At 61.1% G+C, this 18,670-nt stretch carries 18 protein-coding genes; 10 read left to right on the forward strand and 8 right to left on the reverse strand.

Annotation, left to right across the window (positions count from 1 at the left end):
- Position 1: 1 nt before the first annotated feature.
- The 6 genes from ASG55_RS19525 to ASG55_RS19550 form a co-directional block, all read right to left on the reverse strand.
- The gene (locus ASG55_RS19525) at positions 2-766 is read right to left on the reverse strand and encodes a GntR family transcriptional regulator (protein WP_042606770.1); all 765 of its coding nucleotides are present in this window, start codon (positions 764-766) and stop codon (positions 2-4) included.
- Positions 767-823: 57 nt separating this feature from the next.
- Positions 824-1,213 carry a carboxymuconolactone decarboxylase family protein gene (locus tag ASG55_RS19530; RefSeq protein ID WP_024013190.1) on the reverse strand — a complete coding sequence of 130 codons (390 nt, stop codon included), beginning with the start codon at positions 1,211-1,213 and terminating at the stop codon, positions 824-826.
- Positions 1,214-1,344: 131 nt separating this feature from the next.
- The gene (locus ASG55_RS19535) at positions 1,345-1,830 is read right to left on the reverse strand and encodes a flavin reductase family protein (RefSeq protein WP_056789390.1); all 486 of its coding nucleotides are present in this window, start codon (positions 1,828-1,830) and stop codon (positions 1,345-1,347) included.
- 12 nt (positions 1,831-1,842) lie between these two features.
- Positions 1,843-3,324 carry an aldehyde dehydrogenase gene (locus ASG55_RS19540; RefSeq protein ID WP_056789392.1) on the reverse strand — a complete coding sequence of 494 codons (1,482 nt, stop codon included), beginning with the start codon at positions 3,322-3,324 and terminating at the stop codon, positions 1,843-1,845.
- A complete protein-coding gene (locus ASG55_RS19545) occupies positions 3,321-4,154 on the reverse strand; it encodes an alpha/beta fold hydrolase (protein ID WP_056789403.1) in 834 nt (277 codons plus the stop codon). The genes ASG55_RS19540 and ASG55_RS19545 overlap by 4 nt, the downstream gene beginning before the upstream one ends.
- A gap of 32 nt (positions 4,155-4,186) precedes the next feature.
- Positions 4,187-4,777: an amino acid synthesis family protein gene (locus ASG55_RS19550; RefSeq protein ID WP_056789406.1), complete on the reverse strand. Its 591-nt coding sequence runs from the start codon at positions 4,775-4,777 to the stop codon at positions 4,187-4,189.
- Positions 4,778-5,239: 462 nt separating this feature from the next.
- Between ASG55_RS19550 and ASG55_RS19555 the strand changes: the two genes are divergently transcribed.
- Positions 5,240-6,283 (forward strand): WD40/YVTN/BNR-like repeat-containing protein, encoded by a 1,044-nt coding sequence (locus ASG55_RS19555; RefSeq protein WP_056789409.1) that lies wholly within the window; start codon positions 5,240-5,242, stop codon positions 6,281-6,283.
- Positions 6,280-8,664 carry an efflux RND transporter permease subunit gene (locus ASG55_RS19560; protein ID WP_042606775.1) on the forward strand — a complete coding sequence of 795 codons (2,385 nt, stop codon included), beginning with the start codon at positions 6,280-6,282 and terminating at the stop codon, positions 8,662-8,664. The genes ASG55_RS19555 and ASG55_RS19560 overlap by 4 nt, the downstream gene beginning before the upstream one ends.
- Positions 8,665-8,928: 264 nt before the next feature.
- On the opposite strand, the gene ASG55_RS19565 is transcribed toward ASG55_RS19560, so the two are convergent.
- Both ASG55_RS19565 and ASG55_RS19570 read right to left on the reverse strand, forming a co-directional pair.
- The gene (locus ASG55_RS19565) at positions 8,929-9,648 is read right to left on the reverse strand and encodes a FadR/GntR family transcriptional regulator (protein WP_024013185.1); all 720 of its coding nucleotides are present in this window, start codon (positions 9,646-9,648) and stop codon (positions 8,929-8,931) included.
- A gap of 187 nt (positions 9,649-9,835) precedes the next feature.
- Positions 9,836-11,572, reverse strand: a complete 1,737-nt coding sequence (locus tag ASG55_RS19570; RefSeq protein ID WP_056789412.1) for an IlvD/Edd family dehydratase — start codon at positions 11,570-11,572, stop codon at positions 9,836-9,838.
- A gap of 192 nt (positions 11,573-11,764) precedes the next feature.
- Between ASG55_RS19570 and ASG55_RS19575 the strand changes: the two genes are divergently transcribed.
- From ASG55_RS19575 to ASG55_RS19610, 8 genes are all read left to right on the forward strand, one after another.
- On the forward strand, positions 11,765-13,087 hold the full coding sequence (locus ASG55_RS19575; protein ID WP_056789414.1) for an MFS transporter: 1,323 nt from the start codon (positions 11,765-11,767) through the stop codon (positions 13,085-13,087).
- 144 nt (positions 13,088-13,231) lie between these two features.
- A complete protein-coding gene (gene araD1 / locus ASG55_RS19580; RefSeq protein ID WP_041480069.1) occupies positions 13,232-14,224 on the forward strand; it encodes an AraD1 family protein in 993 nt (330 codons plus the stop codon).
- A gap of 9 nt (positions 14,225-14,233) precedes the next feature.
- Positions 14,234-15,814 carry an aldehyde dehydrogenase (NADP(+)) gene (locus ASG55_RS19585; RefSeq protein WP_056789417.1) on the forward strand — a complete coding sequence of 527 codons (1,581 nt, stop codon included), beginning with the start codon at positions 14,234-14,236 and terminating at the stop codon, positions 15,812-15,814.
- Positions 15,815-15,994: 180 nt separating this feature from the next.
- The gene (locus tag ASG55_RS19590) at positions 15,995-16,306 is read left to right on the forward strand and encodes a DUF5629 family protein (RefSeq protein WP_056789420.1); all 312 of its coding nucleotides are present in this window, start codon (positions 15,995-15,997) and stop codon (positions 16,304-16,306) included.
- Complete coding sequence (locus ASG55_RS19595; RefSeq protein ID WP_056789423.1) at positions 16,293-17,468, forward strand: lactonase family protein; 1,176 nt, start codon at positions 16,293-16,295, stop codon at positions 17,466-17,468. Before ASG55_RS19590 ends, ASG55_RS19595 begins: the two co-directional genes overlap by 14 nt.
- 156 nt (positions 17,469-17,624) lie before the next feature.
- Entirely contained in the window at positions 17,625-17,804 is a 180-nt protein-coding gene (locus tag ASG55_RS19600) for a hypothetical protein (protein ID WP_016775003.1), read from the forward strand.
- Positions 17,805-18,184: 380 nt separating this feature from the next.
- The gene (locus ASG55_RS19605; RefSeq protein ID WP_039763920.1) at positions 18,185-18,397 is read left to right on the forward strand and encodes a hypothetical protein; all 213 of its coding nucleotides are present in this window, start codon (positions 18,185-18,187) and stop codon (positions 18,395-18,397) included.
- The gene (locus ASG55_RS19610; protein ID WP_056789426.1) at positions 18,394-18,651 is read left to right on the forward strand and encodes a hypothetical protein; all 258 of its coding nucleotides are present in this window, start codon (positions 18,394-18,396) and stop codon (positions 18,649-18,651) included. The genes ASG55_RS19605 and ASG55_RS19610 overlap by 4 nt, the downstream gene beginning before the upstream one ends.
- Positions 18,652-18,670: the final 19 nt, after the last annotated feature.

Raw genomic sequence — 18,670 nt, forward strand, 5'->3', positions numbered from 1 at the left:
GTCATTGACCTATGCGGGGTTCTTTCAGCGCGATCGGCAGGGTGATCGCCGGGGTGCCTTTGACGGCGACGCCGGTTTCTTCCTGTTTGCGCTTGAGGTAATCGAGGGCCACGGCAGCCGCCGCGCGGACGTGATCGACACACGCCTGATGCGCCGCCAGCGGATCGCCGCTCTTGATCGCCTCGACCATTTTTTCCATCTCGTGATTACTTGCGCCGCGTCGGTTTTCCTGGGAGACCGAGGTCGCGCGCAGATAGCTGATGCGTGCCTGCAACTGGCGCAATTGGGTGGCGGCGACATGGTTGCCTGAGCCTTCGAGCAGCACGTCGTAGAAGCCCTGCACCGAGTCGATCACCTGTTGCAGCTCGCCGTCCTTCAACGCTTTGCGGTTGTCATCAAGGGCTTTTTCTAATGCTTTGATGTCCTTGGCTTTGGCGCGCAGGGTGAACAGCTGCACGATCAGGCCTTCGAGCACGCAACGCAATTCGTAGATATCGACGGCATCGGCGAGGGTGATGATGGCTACGCGCGGGCCTTTGGCATCGGCGAATTCGACGAGACCTTCTGATTCGAGGTGACGCAAGGCTTCGCGCACCGAAGTGCGGCTGACGCCGAGGCGATCACAGAGGTCGCGTTCGACCAGGCGATCGCCTGGCATGAGCTGGAAATTCATGATCGCGCTACGCAGTTTGTCCAGCACGATTTCGCGCAGGGTAACGGGGTTGCGATTGACCTTGAAGCTGTCGTCGAGTGGCTGGCGTTTCATGGGGTCCGCTCTTGAGCTTGGCTGTCCATGCCAGACGGGCATCAAAACAGCCGAGGGTTAACTGGAGGCCTCGGCGTCGGCTTCGGCAAAGGCTTCACGGGCCAGCCGGAAACTGTCCACGGCCGCCGGAACGCCGCAATAAATGCCGACCTGAAGCAGAATTTCGCGTATTTGCTCACGACTCAGGCCGTTACGCAAGGCGCCACGCACATGCAGCTTGAGTTCATGCGGGCGGTTGAGCGCGGAGATCATCGCCAGGTTGATCATGCTGCGTTCCTTGAGCGACAGACCCTCACGCCCCCAGACATGTCCCCAGCAGTATTCGGTGACCATTTCCTGCAGCGGACGGGTGAAATCGTCGGCGTTCTCGATCGAGCGTTGCACGTAGGCTTCGCCCAATACCTGCGTACGGATCTGCAGACCTTTTTCGTACTTTTCGTTACTCATATTCTTTGCCTCACCTCAATCCCTGTGGGAGCTGGCTTGCCAGCGATAGCGGACTATCAGCCAACATCAATGTTGAATGTTAAGCCCTCATCGCTGGCAAGCCAGCTCCCACAGGGTTTTGCATTGTCGCTTCAGGCCAGAGTCGGCAACGGGCCGAGCTTGCCTTTGTGATAAATCATCGGCGTCACCGGTTGCTCGGGCAGGATCAGGTTCTTCACTGCGCCGACAATGATCGCGTGATCACCGCCGTCGTATTCACGCCATAACTCGCACTCGATGATCGCCGTCGCCTTGGCCAGAATCGGGTTACCGAGTTCGCTCAAATGCCACTCGATGCCCTTGGCCTTTTCCTTGCCCTTGCCGGCGAACGCGTAGGCTTCGGCGGTCTGCTCGGCGGAGAGCAAATGGATGGCGAATTTCTTGCTGTCGCGCAGTACCGGGTAGGTGTCGGAGGCGTAGTTGGGGCAGAACAGCACCAGCGCCGGGTCGATCGACAGCGCGCTGAACGCGCTGGCGGTGATACCGACGATGCCGCCGTCCGGGTCGAGGGTGGTGACCACCGTGACGCCGGACGGGAACGAGCTCATGACGTCTTTGTAAATGCCGGGTTCGATCATTTCGCAGGACTCCTAGCGCATCACAAACGGATCAGGCATCGGCGCCTGGGAGAGGTTGATCCACACCGTTTTCAGTTCGGTGTAGGCCAGCACCGAGTCGATGCCGCTTTCGCGTCCATAGCCACTGTTCTTGAAGCCGCCGATCGGCGCCATCGCCGACACTGCGCGGTAAGTGTTGACCCAGATAATCCCCGAGCGCACATCGCGGGCCAGACGATGGGCGCGACCGAGATCGCGAGTCCAGATGCCGGCGGCGAGGCCGAACTGCGAGTCGTTGGCGATCGCCAGCGCTTCGGCTTCGTCTTTGAAACGAATCACCGAAGCCACCGGGCCGAAGACTTCTTCCTGCATGATCTTCATCGAATTGCGGTCGCACTCGAATAGCGTCGGCTCGTAGAACCAGCCTTCACCGAGATCCGCCGGACGCTTGCCACCGGTGCGCAAACGCGCGCCTTCGGCGATCGCATCGGCGACCAGACCTTCGACCACCGCCAGTTGCTGCGCGGTGGCCATCGGCCCCATTTCACTGTTGTCTTCCTGTGGGTTGCCGATGCGGATGCGCTGGGCGCGCTCGACCAGACGATTGACGAATTCATCGTAGATTTCATCCTGCACCAGCAAGCGCGAACCAGACACGCAACTCTGCCCGGACGCTGCGTAGATCCCGGCAATCGCGCCGTTGATCGCGCTGTCCAGGTCGGCGTCGGCGAAGATGATATTCGGCGACTTGCCGCCCAGTTCCAGCGACAGCTTGGCGAAATTCTCGGCGCTGCTGCGCACCACATGCCGTGCCGTCGCCGCGCCGCCGGTGAAGGCGATCTTGCGGATCAGTGGATGGCGGGTGAGGGCGGCGCCGGTGCTCGGGCCGTAACCGGTGACGACGTTGACCACGCCCGGCGGAATCCCGGCTTCGAGGGCCAAGCGTGCCAGCTCAAGAATGGTCGCCGAGGCGTGCTCGGACGGCTTGATCACAATCGTGTTGCCGGCGGCGAGGGCCGGGGCCAGTTTGATCGCCGTCAGGTACAGCGGGCTGTTCCATGGAATGATCGCGGCGACCACACCCATGGCTTCGTGCACGGTGTAGGCAAACAGGTCGGGCTTGTCCAACGGCAGGGTGCCGCCTTCAAGCTTGTCGGCGAGGCCTGCGGTGTAGTGGAAGAACTCCGGCAGATAGCTGACCTGGCCACGGGTTTCGCGGATCAGCTTACCGTTGTCGCGGCTTTCCAGCTGCGCCAGGTGTTCCTTGTTTTCTGCGATCAGATCACCGAGGCGGCGCAGCAGTTTGCCGCGCGCAGTGGCGGTCAGACCACGCCACGCCGGGCTGTCGAAGGCCGTTTGCGCCGCTTGCACGGCGCGTTCGACGTCCGCTTCATCGGCGTCGGGCAATTGCGCCCAGGCTTGCGCGGAGGCCGGGTTGAGGCTTTCGAAGGTCTTGCCGGAGAGGGCGTCGACCCAGTCTCCGCCGATGCACATCTGGAAGCGTGCGAGTGTCATGCAACGATCCCCTTTATATGGTTTTGTCGGGAGTGTGCGAATTGAAGAAATTCCAGCAGCATCTGATTAACCAGACGTGGCGACTCTACCGGCATCATATGCCGTTGCTCGGGCAGCACGGCAACCTTCGCAGCGGGGATGCGTCGGGCCAGTTGCTCGGCCATTTCCGGCGTCGAGCCGGGGTCGAGTTCGCCGGTGGCGATCAGCGTCGGCGCCTGAATGCTGTTCAGGTCGTCGGCGCGGTACATGTCCTGGGTGGCGAACAATTCGTAGGTGGTCAGATAGCCCTGCGGATCGTTGTTGGCCAGAGTCTGGCGCAACGCGGCGATCTGCGCCGGGTTGGCCGCCTGATATTCACGGCTGAACCAGCGCGACAACGCCGCTTCGGCATTGGCGTCCGGGCCGTGTTCGGCAGCCTGGGCAGTGCGGGCAATCACGCCGGCACGCTGTTCTTCGCTGCGGTTGAACACGCTGTTCAACACCACCAGGCTTTGCAGGCGCTCCGGGTAATGCAGGGCGAAGGCCCGCGCGACCAGGCCGCCCATGGAGAAACCGATCACCGCTGCCTGGGGCAGATTCAGGTGATCGAGCAGCTCGAGCAACTGATCGGCGTAACCGAGCAGGTCGGTGCCGCTGGCCGGGCGCGGGCTGGCGCCGTGGCCGAGCATGTCGTAGGCGATCACCTGATATTTGCTGGCGAGGCCGACAATCTGCCCGCCCCACATTTCTTTGTTCAGGCCCACGCCGTGGATCAAGACCACGGGCTGGCCTTGGCCGGTCGCCAGGTAACTGGTGCCAGCCGGGGTGAGTTCAGCGGTGAGCCGAATCATGGAGCGCTCCTGCAATGCCTTTCTTGTTGTGATTACTGGGCTTTTTCGGCGGCCAGTTCTTCCAGATCGATGTAGCGGTTGCCGATACGCGGGTGCAGGCGGCCACCGTCGGCGCAACCCAGCACGACGACGATTTCGTCGGCACGCGGCGCGTCTTCGATCTGCATTTCCAGGGTGATGTAGTGCGAACGCAGGCCTTCGTCGTCCTTGTGCATCATCGGGATCTGAATCGACGTGCCCGGACCGCCGCGCTTGTTGGTAAAGCTCAGGTAGCTCTTGGCTTTCACCGCTTCGCGATAGTGGTTGCCGAAGCGCAGCGTATGGATCACGGCGGAGGCGTGTTCGATCTCGCCGTCAGCGCCGACCACGGCGGCTTTGCCGTAAGCCTCGATCTTCTCGGCGCCACCAATGATGCCCACCAGGCGCTCGACCATCATGGCGCCGAGGTCGGAGCAGTTGGCGCGGATCTGCGGCTTGAGGTCTTCGACAAAACCGTGGCCCACCCACGGGTTCTTCATCACCACGGCGAGGCCGACCATGGTCACCGGCTTGTCAGTGGACTTGCCGCCTTCGATGAAGGTTTCTTCGACATAGCTGACGATCTTGCGAATTTCGAAACTCATGAGCTGCTCCGTTTGGGGGATTGAGAGTGTCTGTGCGTCTGATGGTATACCATAATACCGATCCTGCAAGTCCCCTCCGCAACAATTGCGTCATCCATCCTACGAATGGCTGCGCATTCACCCTTTGTCGCAAAACCAACCATCACTACAAACCCTGTGGGAGCGAGCCTGCTCGCGAAAGCGGTGGGTCAGCCAATAAACAGGGTGACTGATACACCGCATTCGCGAGCAGGCTCGCTCCCACAGGGAAAATGATGGGTTACAGAGAGCCGCTTTCGGTTAACAAAAGATAACGCGGCGCCGATTGTCAGACATTTGCAAAGCCCGATAGGATGAGCCAGCTTCCGAAGGGGCTCTGGATTGCGGGTTTCAGGACTATGCTTCTGATCTGCCACTAGCCGAGCACCCTTGCGGCGCCCTTGAAGGCCCGATGGCCCAACAATAATAAATAGGGGAAGGTCTATGAGTCGTTGCCGCCCGCCGGCGTTACGCAACACCGCGTTGCTGGCCACAGCACTCTCGCTGCTGGGCTTTGCCACGTTATCGGCACCTGTGATTGCCGCCGAGGCCCCGGCTGACGTGGTCTATGCCACCGAATCGGCCAAGGCCGCAAAAAGCCTGATTCTTGATGTCGTCCACGCTGGCGCGCGTCTTGTCGCGGTCGGCGATCGCGGGCACATCGTCTATTCCGATGACCAGGGCAAAACCTGGACCCAGGCCAAGGTGCCGACCCGGCAACTGCTCACTGCCGTGTATTTCGTCGATGACAAAAACGGCTGGGCCGTGGGCCACGACGCACAGATTCTCGCCAGCGCAGACGGCGGTCTGACCTGGACCAAACAATTCGAAGACCTCGCACGCGAATCGCCGCTGCTCGACGTCTGGTTCAAGGACGCCAGCAGCGGCTTTGCCGTGGGCGCCTACGGCACGCTGCTGGAAACCTCCGACGGCGGCAAGCACTGGGAAGACGTCAGCGATCGCCTCGACAACGAAGACCAGTTCCACCTCAACGCCATCGCCGCCGTGAAAGACGCCGGGCTGTTCATCGTCGGCGAGTCCGGCAGCATGTTCCGCTCCGCCGATGACGGCCAGACCTGGGAAAAGCTCGAAGGCCCGTACGAAGGTTCGCTGTTCGGCGTGATCGGCACGGCGCAGCCGCAGACCCTGCTGGCGTACGGCTTGCGCGGCAATCTTTATCGCTCCACTGATTTCGGCAGCACCTGGGAGCAGGTCGAACTCAAAGCTGCACGCGGTGCGCTGGAGTTCGGTCTGTCTGGCGGCACGCTGCTCGAAGACGGCTCGATCGTGATCGTCGGTAACGGCGGTTCGGTGATCAGCAGCAGCGACAACGGCGAAACCTTCAGCGTGTTCAACCGTCCGGATCGCATTTCGCTGTCGTCGGTTACCGCCGCTGGCAACGGCAACCTGATTCTGACCGGGCAGGGTGGTTTGCACATCACCCAGCCAAACGGTGCCGAGACCAATAACAAGAAGGCGGGGCTATGACTTCCTTGATCACTCCTCAGCAGGAAAAGGCGACGGTTCTCGAGCGCCTGATCTTCAACAACCGTCCGGCCGTGATCCTGATCTGCCTGGTGGTGAGCATTTTCCTGTTCTGGCAGGCCACGCTGATCCGGCCGTCGACCAGTTTTGAAAAAATGATCCCGCTGCAGCATCCCTTCATCGAAAAGATGATGGAGCACCGCAACGATCTCGCGAACCTCGGCAACACCGTGCGTATTTCGGTGGAAGCCACCGACGGCGACATTTTCTCCAAGGAGTACATGGAGACCCTGCGTCAGATCAACGACGAAGTGTTCTACATTTCCGGCGTCGATCGTTCCGGCCTCAAATCGCTATGGAGCCCGAGCGTACGCTGGACCGAAGTGACCGAAGAGGGTTTCGCCGGCGGTGAAGTGATTCCGCAGAGCTACAACGGTTCCCAGGACAGCCTCGATCTGCTGCGCAACAACGTGCTCAAGTCCGGCCAGGTCGGGCGTCTGGTGGCCAACGATTTCAAGTCGAGCATCGTCGACATCCCTCTGCTGGAGGCCTATCCGGACCCCCAGGATCAGGGCAAGCTGCTGGCGCTGGACTATCGCCAGTTCTCCCATGAACTCGAAGACAAGATCCGCAACAAGTTCGAAGCGCAGAACCCCAACATCAAGATCCACATCGTCGGTTTCGCCAAGAAGGTCGGTGACCTGATCGACGGTCTGGTGATGGTGGTGCTGTTCTTCGGTGTCGCCTTCGTCATCACCCTGATTCTGCTGCTGTGGTTCACCAACTGCCTGCGCAGCACCATCGCTGTGTTGAGTACGACGCTGGTGGCGGTGGTCTGGCAACTCGGGTTGATGCACTTCTTCGGCTTCGGCCTCGACCCGTATTCGATGCTGGTGCCGTTCCTGATTTTCGCCATCGGCATTTCCCACGGCGTGCAGAAAATCAACGGTATCGCCCTGCAATCCAGCGAGGCCGATAACGCCCTGACCGCTGCGCGGCGCACCTTCCGCCAGTTGTTCCTGCCGGGGATGATCGCGATTCTCGCCGATGCGGTGGGCTTCATCACTCTGCTGATCATCGACATCGGCGTGATCCGTGAACTGGCTATCGGCGCCTCCATCGGCGTTGCGGTGATCGTGTTCACCAACCTGATCCTGCTGCCGGTGGCGATTTCCTATGTCGGCATCAGCAAGCGCGCGATTGCCAAGAGCAAGAAGGACGCCAACCGCGAGCACCCGTTCTGGCGTCTGCTGTCGAACTTCGCCAGCCCGAAAGTCGCGCCGATTTCGGTAGCGCTGGCGCTGATCGCCTTCGGTGGCGGCCTCTGGTACAGCCAGAACCTGAAGATCGGCGACCTCGACCAGGGCGCGCCGGAACTGCGTCCGGACTCGCGCTATAACAAGGACAACAACTTCATCATCAGCAACTACTCGACCAGCTCCGACGTGCTGGTGGTGATGGTCAAGACCAAAGCTGAAGGCTGCTCGCGCTACGAAGCCATGGCGCCGATCGATCAGCTGATGTGGAAGATGCAGAACACCGAGGGCGTGCAGTCGGCGATCTCGCTGGTGACCGTGTCCAAGCAGATGATCAAGGGCATGAACGAGGGCAACCTGAAATGGGAAACCCTGTCGCGCAACCCGGACGTACTGAACAACTCGATCGCCCGCGCCGATGGCCTGTACAACAACAGCTGCTCGCTGGCACCGGTACTGGTGTTCCTCAACGACCACAAGGCCGAAACCCTCGACCGTGCGGTGCAAGCGGTGCAGGAGTTCGCCAAGGAAAACAATAAGGACGGTCTGGAATTCATCCTTGCTGCCGGTAACGCCGGGATCGAAGCGGCCACCAACGAAGTCATCAAACAGGCTGAGCTGACCATTCTGATTCTGGTGTACATCTGCGTGGCGGTGATGTGCATGATCACCTTCCGCTCTTGGGCGGCAACCCTGTGCATCGTCCTGCCGCTGGTGCTGACCTCGGTACTCGGCAACGCGCTGATGGCGTTCATGGGCATCGGCGTGAAAGTTGCGACGCTGCCGGTGGTGGCGTTGGGCGTGGGGATTGGCGTGGATTACGGCATCTACATCTACAGCCGCCTGGAAAGTTTCCTGCGTGCCGGGCTGCCGTTGCAGGAAGCCTATTACCAGACCCTGAAGTCCACCGGTAAAGCGGTGCTGTTCACCGGCCTGTGCCTGGCGATCGGCGTGTGCACCTGGATCTTCTCGGCGATCAAGTTCCAGGCTGACATGGGCCTGATGCTGACCTTCATGCTGCTGTGGAACATGTTCGGCGCGCTGTGGCTGCTGCCGGCGCTGGCCAAGTTCCTGATCAAGCCTGAGAAGCTGGCGGGGCAGAAGGGCAATTCGCTGTTTGCCCACTGATCTGACAGGCTGAAACGACAAAGCCGCAACCTTGAGGGGTTGCGGCTTTTTTTGTGAATCAACATCAAGAGCCCCTCACCCTAGCCCTCTCCCGGAGGGAGAGGGGACTGACCGAGGGGTGCGGCTAGATATATCGACCTGAAATACCGAGTCGGTTATGGATTCACAGCAGAACGTTCAAGTCGGCGTAAATCTCAAATATTCCCCAATCGGTCCCCTCTACCTCTGGGAGAGGGCTAGGGTGAGGGCAAGCGGTCTCAAGCCCTAAGAAAGCTCAGCGCCAAGCACCACACTCAACGCACTGCGCGCATCATCCAGCTGCACCAGCGTCGCATGTCGGGCACCCAGCGCATCACGATTCTCGATGGCGGTCAGGATCGCCTTGTGCCGCGGCAACGCCAGTTCATGCAGATTCGGCCGTTGATTGGAATGCTTCAACGCCTCGGCAATCGCTACCGCCAACATGTTGCACAGGTTCGCCAGCAGGTCGTTGTGCGTGGCATCGGCGATGCGGCTGTGGAAGTCCAGGTCCGGCTGCAACAGCGCTTCCGGAGTCGGCGCGGCTTCCATGCGTTGGTAGGCTTCGTTGATCGCGGCGATGTCGGCATCGGTTGCATGCTGAGCGGCGAGGGCGGCCGCTGCCGGCTCGATGATGCTGCGCACGCTGGTCAGCACGTTGAAGAATTCATTCTGCGGGCTGCTCTGCATCAGCCAGTGCAGCACGTCCGGGTCGAGCATGTGCCATTCGCGGCGGGCCTTGACCACTGTGCCCACGCGAGGCTTGGAATACACCAGCCCCTTGGCCACCAGCACCCGCGTGGCTTCGCGCAATACCGGGCGACTGACCGCGTACTCCTCGCAAAGCAGGGCTTCGGCGGGCAGTTTGTCGTCGGGCAAAAAGCGTCCGGAGACGATCTGCATGCCCAGTTCCTGGACGATGCGCGAGTGCATGCTTTTACGGTCGGAAGGTTTGCGGTAATCCATGGGGAGTGGCGCGATCCTGAGCGATGGAGATGCCGCGCATCATAGCAGGCACGGCACAGATTTGAGGCGATACGCAAAAGCAACTGTGGGAGCGAGCCTGCTCGCGAAGGCGGCATATCAGTCAAATAGATGTCGACTGACACTCCCTCTTCGCGAGCAGGCTCGCTCCCACAGGGGAATTGCGCTGTTAGTGAGAGTGGCGCGGAACCTCGGCACCTCGGCAACCAACCAGGAAGTCAAAGTCGCAACCCTGATCCGCCTGCAGGACGTGATCGATGTACAGCTGACGATAACCGCCCACCAGCAAATGCTGCGGTGCTTGCAGATCGGCCATGCGCGCGGCCAGTTCAGCATCCGGAATGTCCAGATGCAGACGGCCGCTGGCGCAATCGAGTTCGATCCAGTCGCCTTCCTGCACCGCCGCCAAAGGCCCGCCCGCTGCCGCTTCCGGGGCGACGTGCAGAACCACCGTGCCGTAAGCGGTGCCGCTCATGCGTGCATCGGAAATGCGCACCATGTCCGTCACGCCTTGCGCCAACAGCTTGGCCGGCAAGCCCATGTTGCCGACTTCAGCCATGCCCGGATAACCCTTCGGCCCGCAGTTCTTCATCACCAGAATCGAATCCTTATCGACGTCCAGCTCCGGATCGTTGATCCGCGCCTTGTACATGTCGAAGTTCTCGAACACCACGGCGCGACCGCGATGCTGCATCAGTTCAGCGCTAGCGGCGGACGGCTTGAGCACCGCGCCCAACGGCGCCAGATTGCCGCGCAACACACAGATGCCGCCGTCAGCGCGAATCGGATTGTCGAGGGTGCGGATCACTTGGTCTTCGCCGTAGATCGGCGCGTCCTTAGTGTTCTCGCCGATGGACTTGCCGTTGACCGTCAGTGCGTTCGGGTTGGGGATCAGATTGGCTTCGCCGAGGCGACGCAGCACCGCTGGCAAACCACCGGCGTAGTAGAACTCTTCCATCAGGAAACGCCCGGACGGTTGCAGGTCGACGATGGTCGGCATGCCGCGACCGATGCGGGTCCAGTCGTCCAGGTCCAGCTCGACGCCGATGCGCCCGGCGATAGCTTTCAAGTGGATCACGGCGTTGGTCGAACCACCAATGGCGGCGTTGACGCGAATGGCGTTCTCGAAGGCTTCCTTGGTGAGGATCTTCGACAGTTTCAAATCTTCGCGAACCATCTCCACCGCACGCATGCCGGACATGTGCGCCAGCACATAACGGCGTGCATCCACAGCCGGAATCGCGGCGTTGTGCGGCAGCGAAGTGCCCAGCGCTTCAGCCATGCACGCCATGGTCGACGCGGTGCCCATGGTGTTGCAGGTGCCCGCCGAACGCGACATGCCGCCCTCGGCTGCGAGGAAGTCATCGATGGTGATGGTGCCGGCCTTGACCTGTTCGCTGAGCTGCCAGACCACGGTGCCGGAACCGATGTCCTTGCCCTTGTGCTTGCCGTTGAGCATCGGCCCGCCGGTGACGACGATGGCCGGCACGTCGCAACTGGCCGCGCCCATCAGCAGTGCTGGAGTGGTTTTGTCGCAACCGGTGAGCAGCACGACGCCGTCGATCGGGTTGCCGCGAATCGCTTCTTCGACGTCCATGCTCGCCAGGTTGCGGGTGAGCATGGCGGTCGGGCGCAGGTTCGATTCGCCGTTGGAGAACACCGGAAACTCCACCGGAAAACCACCGGCCTCGATCACCCCGCGTTTGACGTGCTCCGCGATCTGGCGGAAGTGCGCGTTGCACGGGGTCAGTTCCGACCAGGTATTGCAGATGCCGATGATCGGCTTGCCATGGAACTGATGGTCGGCGATGCCCTGATTCTTCATCCAGCTGCGGTACATGAAGCCGTTCTTGTCGGCCGTGCCAAACCATTGGGCGGAGCGCAGGGTGGGTTTCTTATCAGACATGATCGATTCTCTTATTGTAAGACTATTGTTTGCGAGCTGACGCTTAATCTAAGCTCAAAATCCGCGCTTTGGAAGTGTTGTTGGGTAATTAGTATTACTATATAGTCGTTTTCGACGGAGGGGTGGCCCTGGCTGTTTTGGCGAGAGGCGTCCCCCGAGGTTCTATAAAAACAACAATCGGAGACCGATCTCATGAGCCAGGAATTGCGGCTTGTCCGGCGCATCACACTGAAACTGATTCCCTTCCTGATCCTGCTGTACCTGATCGCCTATGTGGATCGCTCCGCCGTCGGCTTCGCCAAGCTGCACATGGGCGCCGACATCGGCATCGGCGATGCGGCCTATGGCCTCGGTGCCGGGCTGTTCTTCATTGGTTACTTCCTTCTCGAGATTCCCAGCAACCTGATGCTCGAACGCTTCGGCGCGCGGCGCTGGTTCGCGCGGATCATGATCACCTGGGGCGCGATCACCATCGGCATGGCCTTCGTGCAAGGGCCGCACAGCTTCTACGTGATGCGCTTTCTGCTCGGCGCGGCCGAGGCGGGCTTCTTCCCCGGTGTGCTGTACTACATCACCCAATGGTTCCCGGTGCGCCATCGCGGCAAGATCCTCGGCCTGTTCATCCTCTCGCAACCCATCGCGATGATGATCACCGGTCCCGTGTCCGGCGGTTTGCTGGGCATGGACGGCATCCTCGGCCTGCACGGCTGGCAGTGGCTGTTCATCGTCATCGGCACCCCGGCGATCCTGCTGACCTGGCCGGTGCTGCGCTGGCTGCCGGACGGCCCGCAGCAAGTGAAGTGGATGGATCAGGCGGAAAAAGACTGGCTGACCGGCGAACTGAAAAAGGATTTGCAGGAGTACGGCCAGACCCGTCACGGCAATCCGCTGCATGCGCTGAAAGACAAACGTGTGTTGTTGCTGGCGCTGTTCTATCTGCCGGTGACCCTGAGCATTTATGGTCTGGGCCTGTGGCTGCCGACGTTGATCAAACAGTTCGGCGGCAGCGATCTGGTCACCGGGTTCGTCTCTTCGGTGCCATACATTTTCGGGATCATCGGCCTGCTGATCATTCCGCGCAGCTCCGACCGCTTGAATGATCGCTACGGCCACTTGGCGGTGCTATATGTGCTCGGTGCGCTGGGCCTGTTCCTCAGTGCCTGGCTGTCGCTGCCGGTGGCGCAACTGGCGGCGCTGTGTCTGGTGGCGTTCGCGCTGTTCTCATGCACCGCGGTGTTCTGGACCTTGCCGGGGCGTTTCTTTGCTGGCGCGAGTGCCGCGGCGGGGATTGCCTTGATCAACTCGGTCGGCAACCTCGGCGGTTACATCGGGCCGTTCGTGATCGGCGCGTTGAAGGAATACACCGGCAATCTGGCTTCGGGGTTGTACTTCCTCTCGGGCGTGATGGTGTTCGGGCTGATTCTGACCGGCATCGTCTACCGCGTGCTGGAACGCAAGCATGTGCTGCCCGTCGACCAGTTCGCCGCCAGCGCCCGTGGCGCGACCCGCATCTGACTGACAACACTGGCCCCTGTGGGAGCGAGCCTGCTCGCGAAGAGGCCATCACATTCAACACTGCTGGTGACCGGTACACCGCTTTCGCGAGCAGGCTCGCTCCCACAGGGGATAGCGGCGTTTTTGATGGAACAGGAGAAAATCATGCATCTGGTTCAATTCGAATTACCCAACGGCGAGCGCCGTGTCGGCGTGGTCGACAACGGTCAGGTCCGCGAAGTCGAGGACGCCCGCAGTGTCCGTGATCTGGCCCTGGCGGCAATCGAGGCCGGTAGCTCCCTTGAGCAGCAAGTGCAAAGCCTCGGCCTCGGTGCCAGCCACGACTACGCGCAGTTGCTCAAAGACCTGCGCATCCTGCCGCCACTGGATCACCCGGATCCGGCACACATGCTGGTCAGCGGTACTGGTCTGACCCATCTGGGCAGTGCTTCGGCCCGCGACAAAATGCACCAGCAGGCCGGCGATGAAGCGGCGATGACCGACACCATGCGCATTTTCAAATGGGGCGTGGAGGGTGGCAAACCGGCGGCGGGGCAGGCCGGCGTGCAACCAGAGTGGTTCTACAAGGGCGACGGCAGCATTGTCGTGCGTCCGGGGCAGGCGTTCCCGCTGCCGCCGTTCGCCGAAGACGCCGGCGAAGAGCCGGAGATGGCCGGCCTGTACGTCATCGGCAACGATGGCAAGCCGTATCGCCTCGGTTTCGCGGTGGGCAACGAGTTCTCCGACCACGTCATGGAGCGCAAGAATTACCTGTACCTGGCGCACTCGAAATTGCGCAGTTGCAGTTATGGCCCGGAACTTCGCACCGGTGAATTGCCTCAACACCTTGCCGGCACCAGCCGAATCCTGCGTGACGGCGAAGTGCTCTGGCAGAACGAGTTCCTCAGTGGCGAGGCCAACATGTGCCACAGCCTGGCGAACCTCGAGTACCACCACTTCAAATACAGTCAGTTCCTGCGTCCGGGCGACGTGCATATTCACTTTTTCGGCACTGCGACCCTGTCGTTTGCCGACGGCATCCGCACCCAGCCGGGCGACACGTTCGAGATCAGCCAGGCCGACTTCGGCGCACCGCTGGTCAACGGTATCGCACCGGTCAAAGCGGCTTTTGAACCGGACAGCATCGGCACCCTTTAAGGAGATCCCATGACTCAGATTCTCGGTCACAACTACATCGGCGGTCAGCGCAGCGCCGCCGGCAGCGTCAAACTGCACTCGGTCGACGCCAGCACGGGCGATGCCCTGCCGCATGATTTCATCCAGGCCACGGCCGAAGAGGTCGATGCCGCCGCCAAGGCCGCCGCTGCGGCTTATCCGACCTATCGCAGCCTCAGCGCCGAACGTCGCGCGCAGTTCCTCGACGCAGTCGCGGATGAGCTGGATGCGCTTGGCGACGATTTCGTCGCCGTGGTCTGCCGCGAAACCGCGCTGCCGGCCGGTCGCATTCAGGGCGAGCGTGGTCGCACCAGCGGGCAGATGCGTCTGTTCGCCAAAGTCCTGCGTCGCGGTGATTTCTACGGCGCACGGATCGATCTGGCACTGCCGGATCGTCAGCCGCTGCCACGTCCGGATCTGCGTCAGTACCGCATCGGCCTCGGCCCGGTCGCGGTGTTTGGTGCCAGCAACTTCCCGCTGGCGTTCTCCACTGCCGGTGGCGATACCGCAGCAGCACTGGCCGCCGGTTGCCCGGTGGTATTCAAGGCCCACAGCGGCCACATGGCCACCGCTGAACTGGTCGCCGACGCGATCATTCGTGCCGCAGAAAAAACCGGTATGCCCGCCGGCGTGTTCAACATGATCTACGGTGGCGGCGTCGGTGAATGGCTGGTCAAGCATCCGGCAATTCAGGCCGTTGGTTTCACCGGCTCGCTGAAGGGCGGTCGCGCCCTGTGCGACATGGCAGCCGCACGTCCGCAACCGATCCCGGTGTTCGCCGAGATGTCGAGCATCAACCCGGTGATCGTCTTGCCGCAGGCACTGGCCACGCGTTCGGAAACCGTTGCGCGCGACCTCACCGCTTCGGTGGTGCAGGGTTGCGGTCAGTTCTGCACCAACCCGGGTCTGGTGATCGGTATTCGCTCACCGCAGTTCAGCGCGTTTGTAGAGCAAGTCGCCGCTGCAATCGGCGATCAACCGGCGCAAACCATGCTCAACGCCGGCACCCTCGGCAGCTACGGTAAAGGCCTGGAAAAGCTCCTGGCGCACAGCGGCATTGAGCATCTGGCCGGTAATCCGCAGCAGGGCAATCAGGCGCAGCCGCAGTTGTTCAAGGCCGATGTCAGCCTGTTGATCAACGGCGACGAAGTGCTACAGGAAGAAGTGTTCGGTCCGACCACAGTAATCGTCGAAGTGGCCGATCAGGCACAACTGAGCGCAGCGCTGCACGGCCTGCACGGTCAACTGACCGCGACGATCATTGGTGAGCCGTCTGACTTCGAGCAATTCGCCGAGCTGACGCCGCTGCTGGAACAGAAAGTCGGGCGCATCCTGCTCAATGGTTATCCGACTGGTGTCGAAGTGTGCGATTCGATGGTGCATGGCGGCCCGTACCCGGCGACGTCCGATGCGCGCGGCACGTCAGTGGGCACGCTGGCGATCGATCGCTTCCTGCGCCCGGTGTGCTTCCAGAACTACCCGGACAGCTTGCTGCCCGAACCACTGAAAAACGCCAACCCGCTGCGGATTCAGCGCCTGGTGGATGGCAAGCCATCGCGTGAGGCGATCTAAAGCCAAGCCGATGTCCCCTGTGGGAGCGAGCCTGCTCGCGAATGCATTCTTTCAGTCAGCCTTTCATGGCCTGACACACCGCATTCGCGAGCAGGCTCGCTCCCACAAGTGTTCCCATAAGGCCTCTGGATCACATTGGGCTATCATTGGCCCTTTCCCCCCCTAGAAAGACTGTTTGCCATGACTGCCCAAACCCTTCTCAACGCCCTCGAACACTGCGATATGGTCGAAATCGATGGCCTGCACGCCTTCGAATTCGCCCTCGACGAGGACGATAACCTGCACATCGAATGCATTGATGGCCGTGCAGCCAAGCACTGGGAATTCACCCCGGCGCAGGTCGCGCAAGCGACGTTCGATGAGACGCTGCAGAGCTGGCTGATCGTCGGTTACGCCAGCGACACCAAGACCACGGGCGAGCATCGTCTGGTGTGCCTCGGCGACGTAGTCAGCAGCAGCGACGATGAGGATGACAATAATGAAGATGCGTAATTTCTGGCCTTTGCTGATGGCCGGCAGCGTCGGCGCGATGGGGCTTTCCAGCGCCAGCGCCGACACCTTGCAGTTGCTGGTCGGCTCGTACACCGCCGGTTCCAGCCAGGGCATCTACCGCATGCAGTTCGACAGTGCCACCGGCCAGATCGACGCCAAGCCGCTGCAAGTGGTCAAGACCGAAAACCCTTCGTGGCTGACCCTCTCGAAAGACCAGAAGCGCTTGTTCGTGGTCAACGAAAACGGCCCGGGCCAGACTGACCCGGTCGGCCGCGTCAGCAGCTTCGCCATCGACCCGAAGACCCACGCGCTGAGCCTGATCAATCAGGTGCAGAGCCTGGGCAACGAGCCGACCCATTCCAGCCTCAGCGCTGATGCCAGACACCTGTTCGTCAGCAACTACTCGGTGATGGAAGACCCGGGCGGCACCCTGGCGGTATTGCCGGTCGATGCCGACGGCCAGCTGAAACCGGTGGTGCAGATGAGCGGCCACCCGGCCAGTCGGGTCAACCCTGAGCGCCAGGCCTCGAATCACGTGCACTCGACGGTGTCTTCGCCGGACGGTCGCTATGTGTTCTCCAATGATTTGGGCGCGGACAAGGTTTTCATCTATCAGTACGACCCGAAGGCCAACCCGCACCTGCCGCTGACCCCGGCAAAAACCGCCTCGGTTGCCTTGCCGGCCGGCAGTGGCCCGCGTCATCTGCTGTTCAGCGCTGACGGCAAACACGCCTGGCTGACCATGGAGATGAGTGCACAGGTCGCGGTGTTCGACTACAAGGACGGCGTACTGACCCAGACGCAGTTGGTCGATCTTGCAGCGGGCCAGCCAACCTCGGACAAGGCCGGCGCGGCGCTGCATGCCTCGGCTGACGGCAAGTTTCTCTACGTGAGCAATCGCGGCACGGCCAATCAACTCGTAGTGTTCGGCATTGATCCTGCGACCGGTCAGCTCAAAGAGCTGCAAAAGCGCTCGGTCGAGGGTGATCACCCGCGCGAGTTTGCTCTCGATCCGAGCGGTAAATTCGTCTTGATCGCCAACCAGAAGAGCAACCAGATTGTCGTCGTCGAACGCGATACCAAGACCGGTCTGCTCGGCAAAACCGTGCAAAAACTGCCGATGGACGCGCCAAGCGATCTGAAGTTTGTAGTGCGACAATAAGCCACAGGCCCCGGTCTGCGGGGCCTGCATCGTTGTATTAATTGCACTGATATCGGCTAATGCTACAAAAGATTTCAAGCGAGCAACCCTCGAGCGTTACGTTTGTTTCACAGCCCGACCGGGCAAACCAAGCAAACGAACACGAGGGTTACCGCCATGAATTTCAATCTCTTCTCCGTCATCGCCGCTTCCGCCATTTCTGCCACCGTGGTATTGCCAGCCGGTGCCAACGTCGAAATCGCCAGCAAAAAATCCCACACCCAGAGCTACACCCAGAAATACCTGCAACAAAGCGCCAACTTCTACGCCGCGCTGGATCACAAAACCCAAGCCTGAAATTGCCATCTCCTTGTTGGAGCTGCCGAAGGCTGCGATCTAGATCGCAGCCTTCGGCAGCTCCAACGCGCGCGTAACCTGATCGTTCCCACGCTCTGCGTGGGAACGCAGCCCGGGACGCTCTGCGTCCCATTGGAACGCGGAGCGTCCCTTGAGGCATTCCCACGCGGAGCGTGGGAACGATCAATCGTCAAAAGATCGCAGCCTTCGGCAGCTCCTACGCGCGTACGCGTTCTCCACTCATAGGTTTTCTCTCGCCGGCAAATAGAGCCGCTAAATAATCAACGAAGCTGATATTCACCATTGCAAACCCTGAGTGGTTGCTTCGGCTTTTTTGATTGATTCTGTGGCCATCGAAACCTTTGCCCACGGAGAACACCATGGCCAGCGCAATCCTCACTTCCGCCAAACGCGGCGCCTACCTGGCCATCGGTCTGTACCTGGCCGTGGTGCTGTTTGTCAGCATCGGCGCGCAAATGGAACACAGCTTCGACGCCCCGATCGACGTCGCCCACCCCGGCATCCAGTTCGAACTGCGCTCGCAAAGCGCAATGGTCGACAGGGCCGAACTCGCAGGAGTCGGCGGCGCATGAAAGGCTACAGACTCTGGGTCATCGCCAGCCTCGCGCTGATGACCAACGGCGCCTCACTGTTGGGATTTGGCCAGGGCTCGGTGGGCGGCTTGGCCCGGGCCATAGAGGCCAACCACAACATCGCGCACAACATTGAACGAGCCAACACGCTGGGGCTGATGGCCGGCAATCCACCGGTCAAGGTTGCGCTGGATTTTCTCGGGCCGTTTGAAGTGGATTGCATGGCGCTGGGCATGTGCCAAGCACTGGCCTAATGATCGTTCCCACGCTCTG

Source organism: Pseudomonas sp. Leaf434 (assembly GCF_001425545.1).
Taxonomy (GTDB): domain Bacteria; phylum Pseudomonadota; class Gammaproteobacteria; order Pseudomonadales; family Pseudomonadaceae; genus Aquipseudomonas; species Aquipseudomonas siliginis.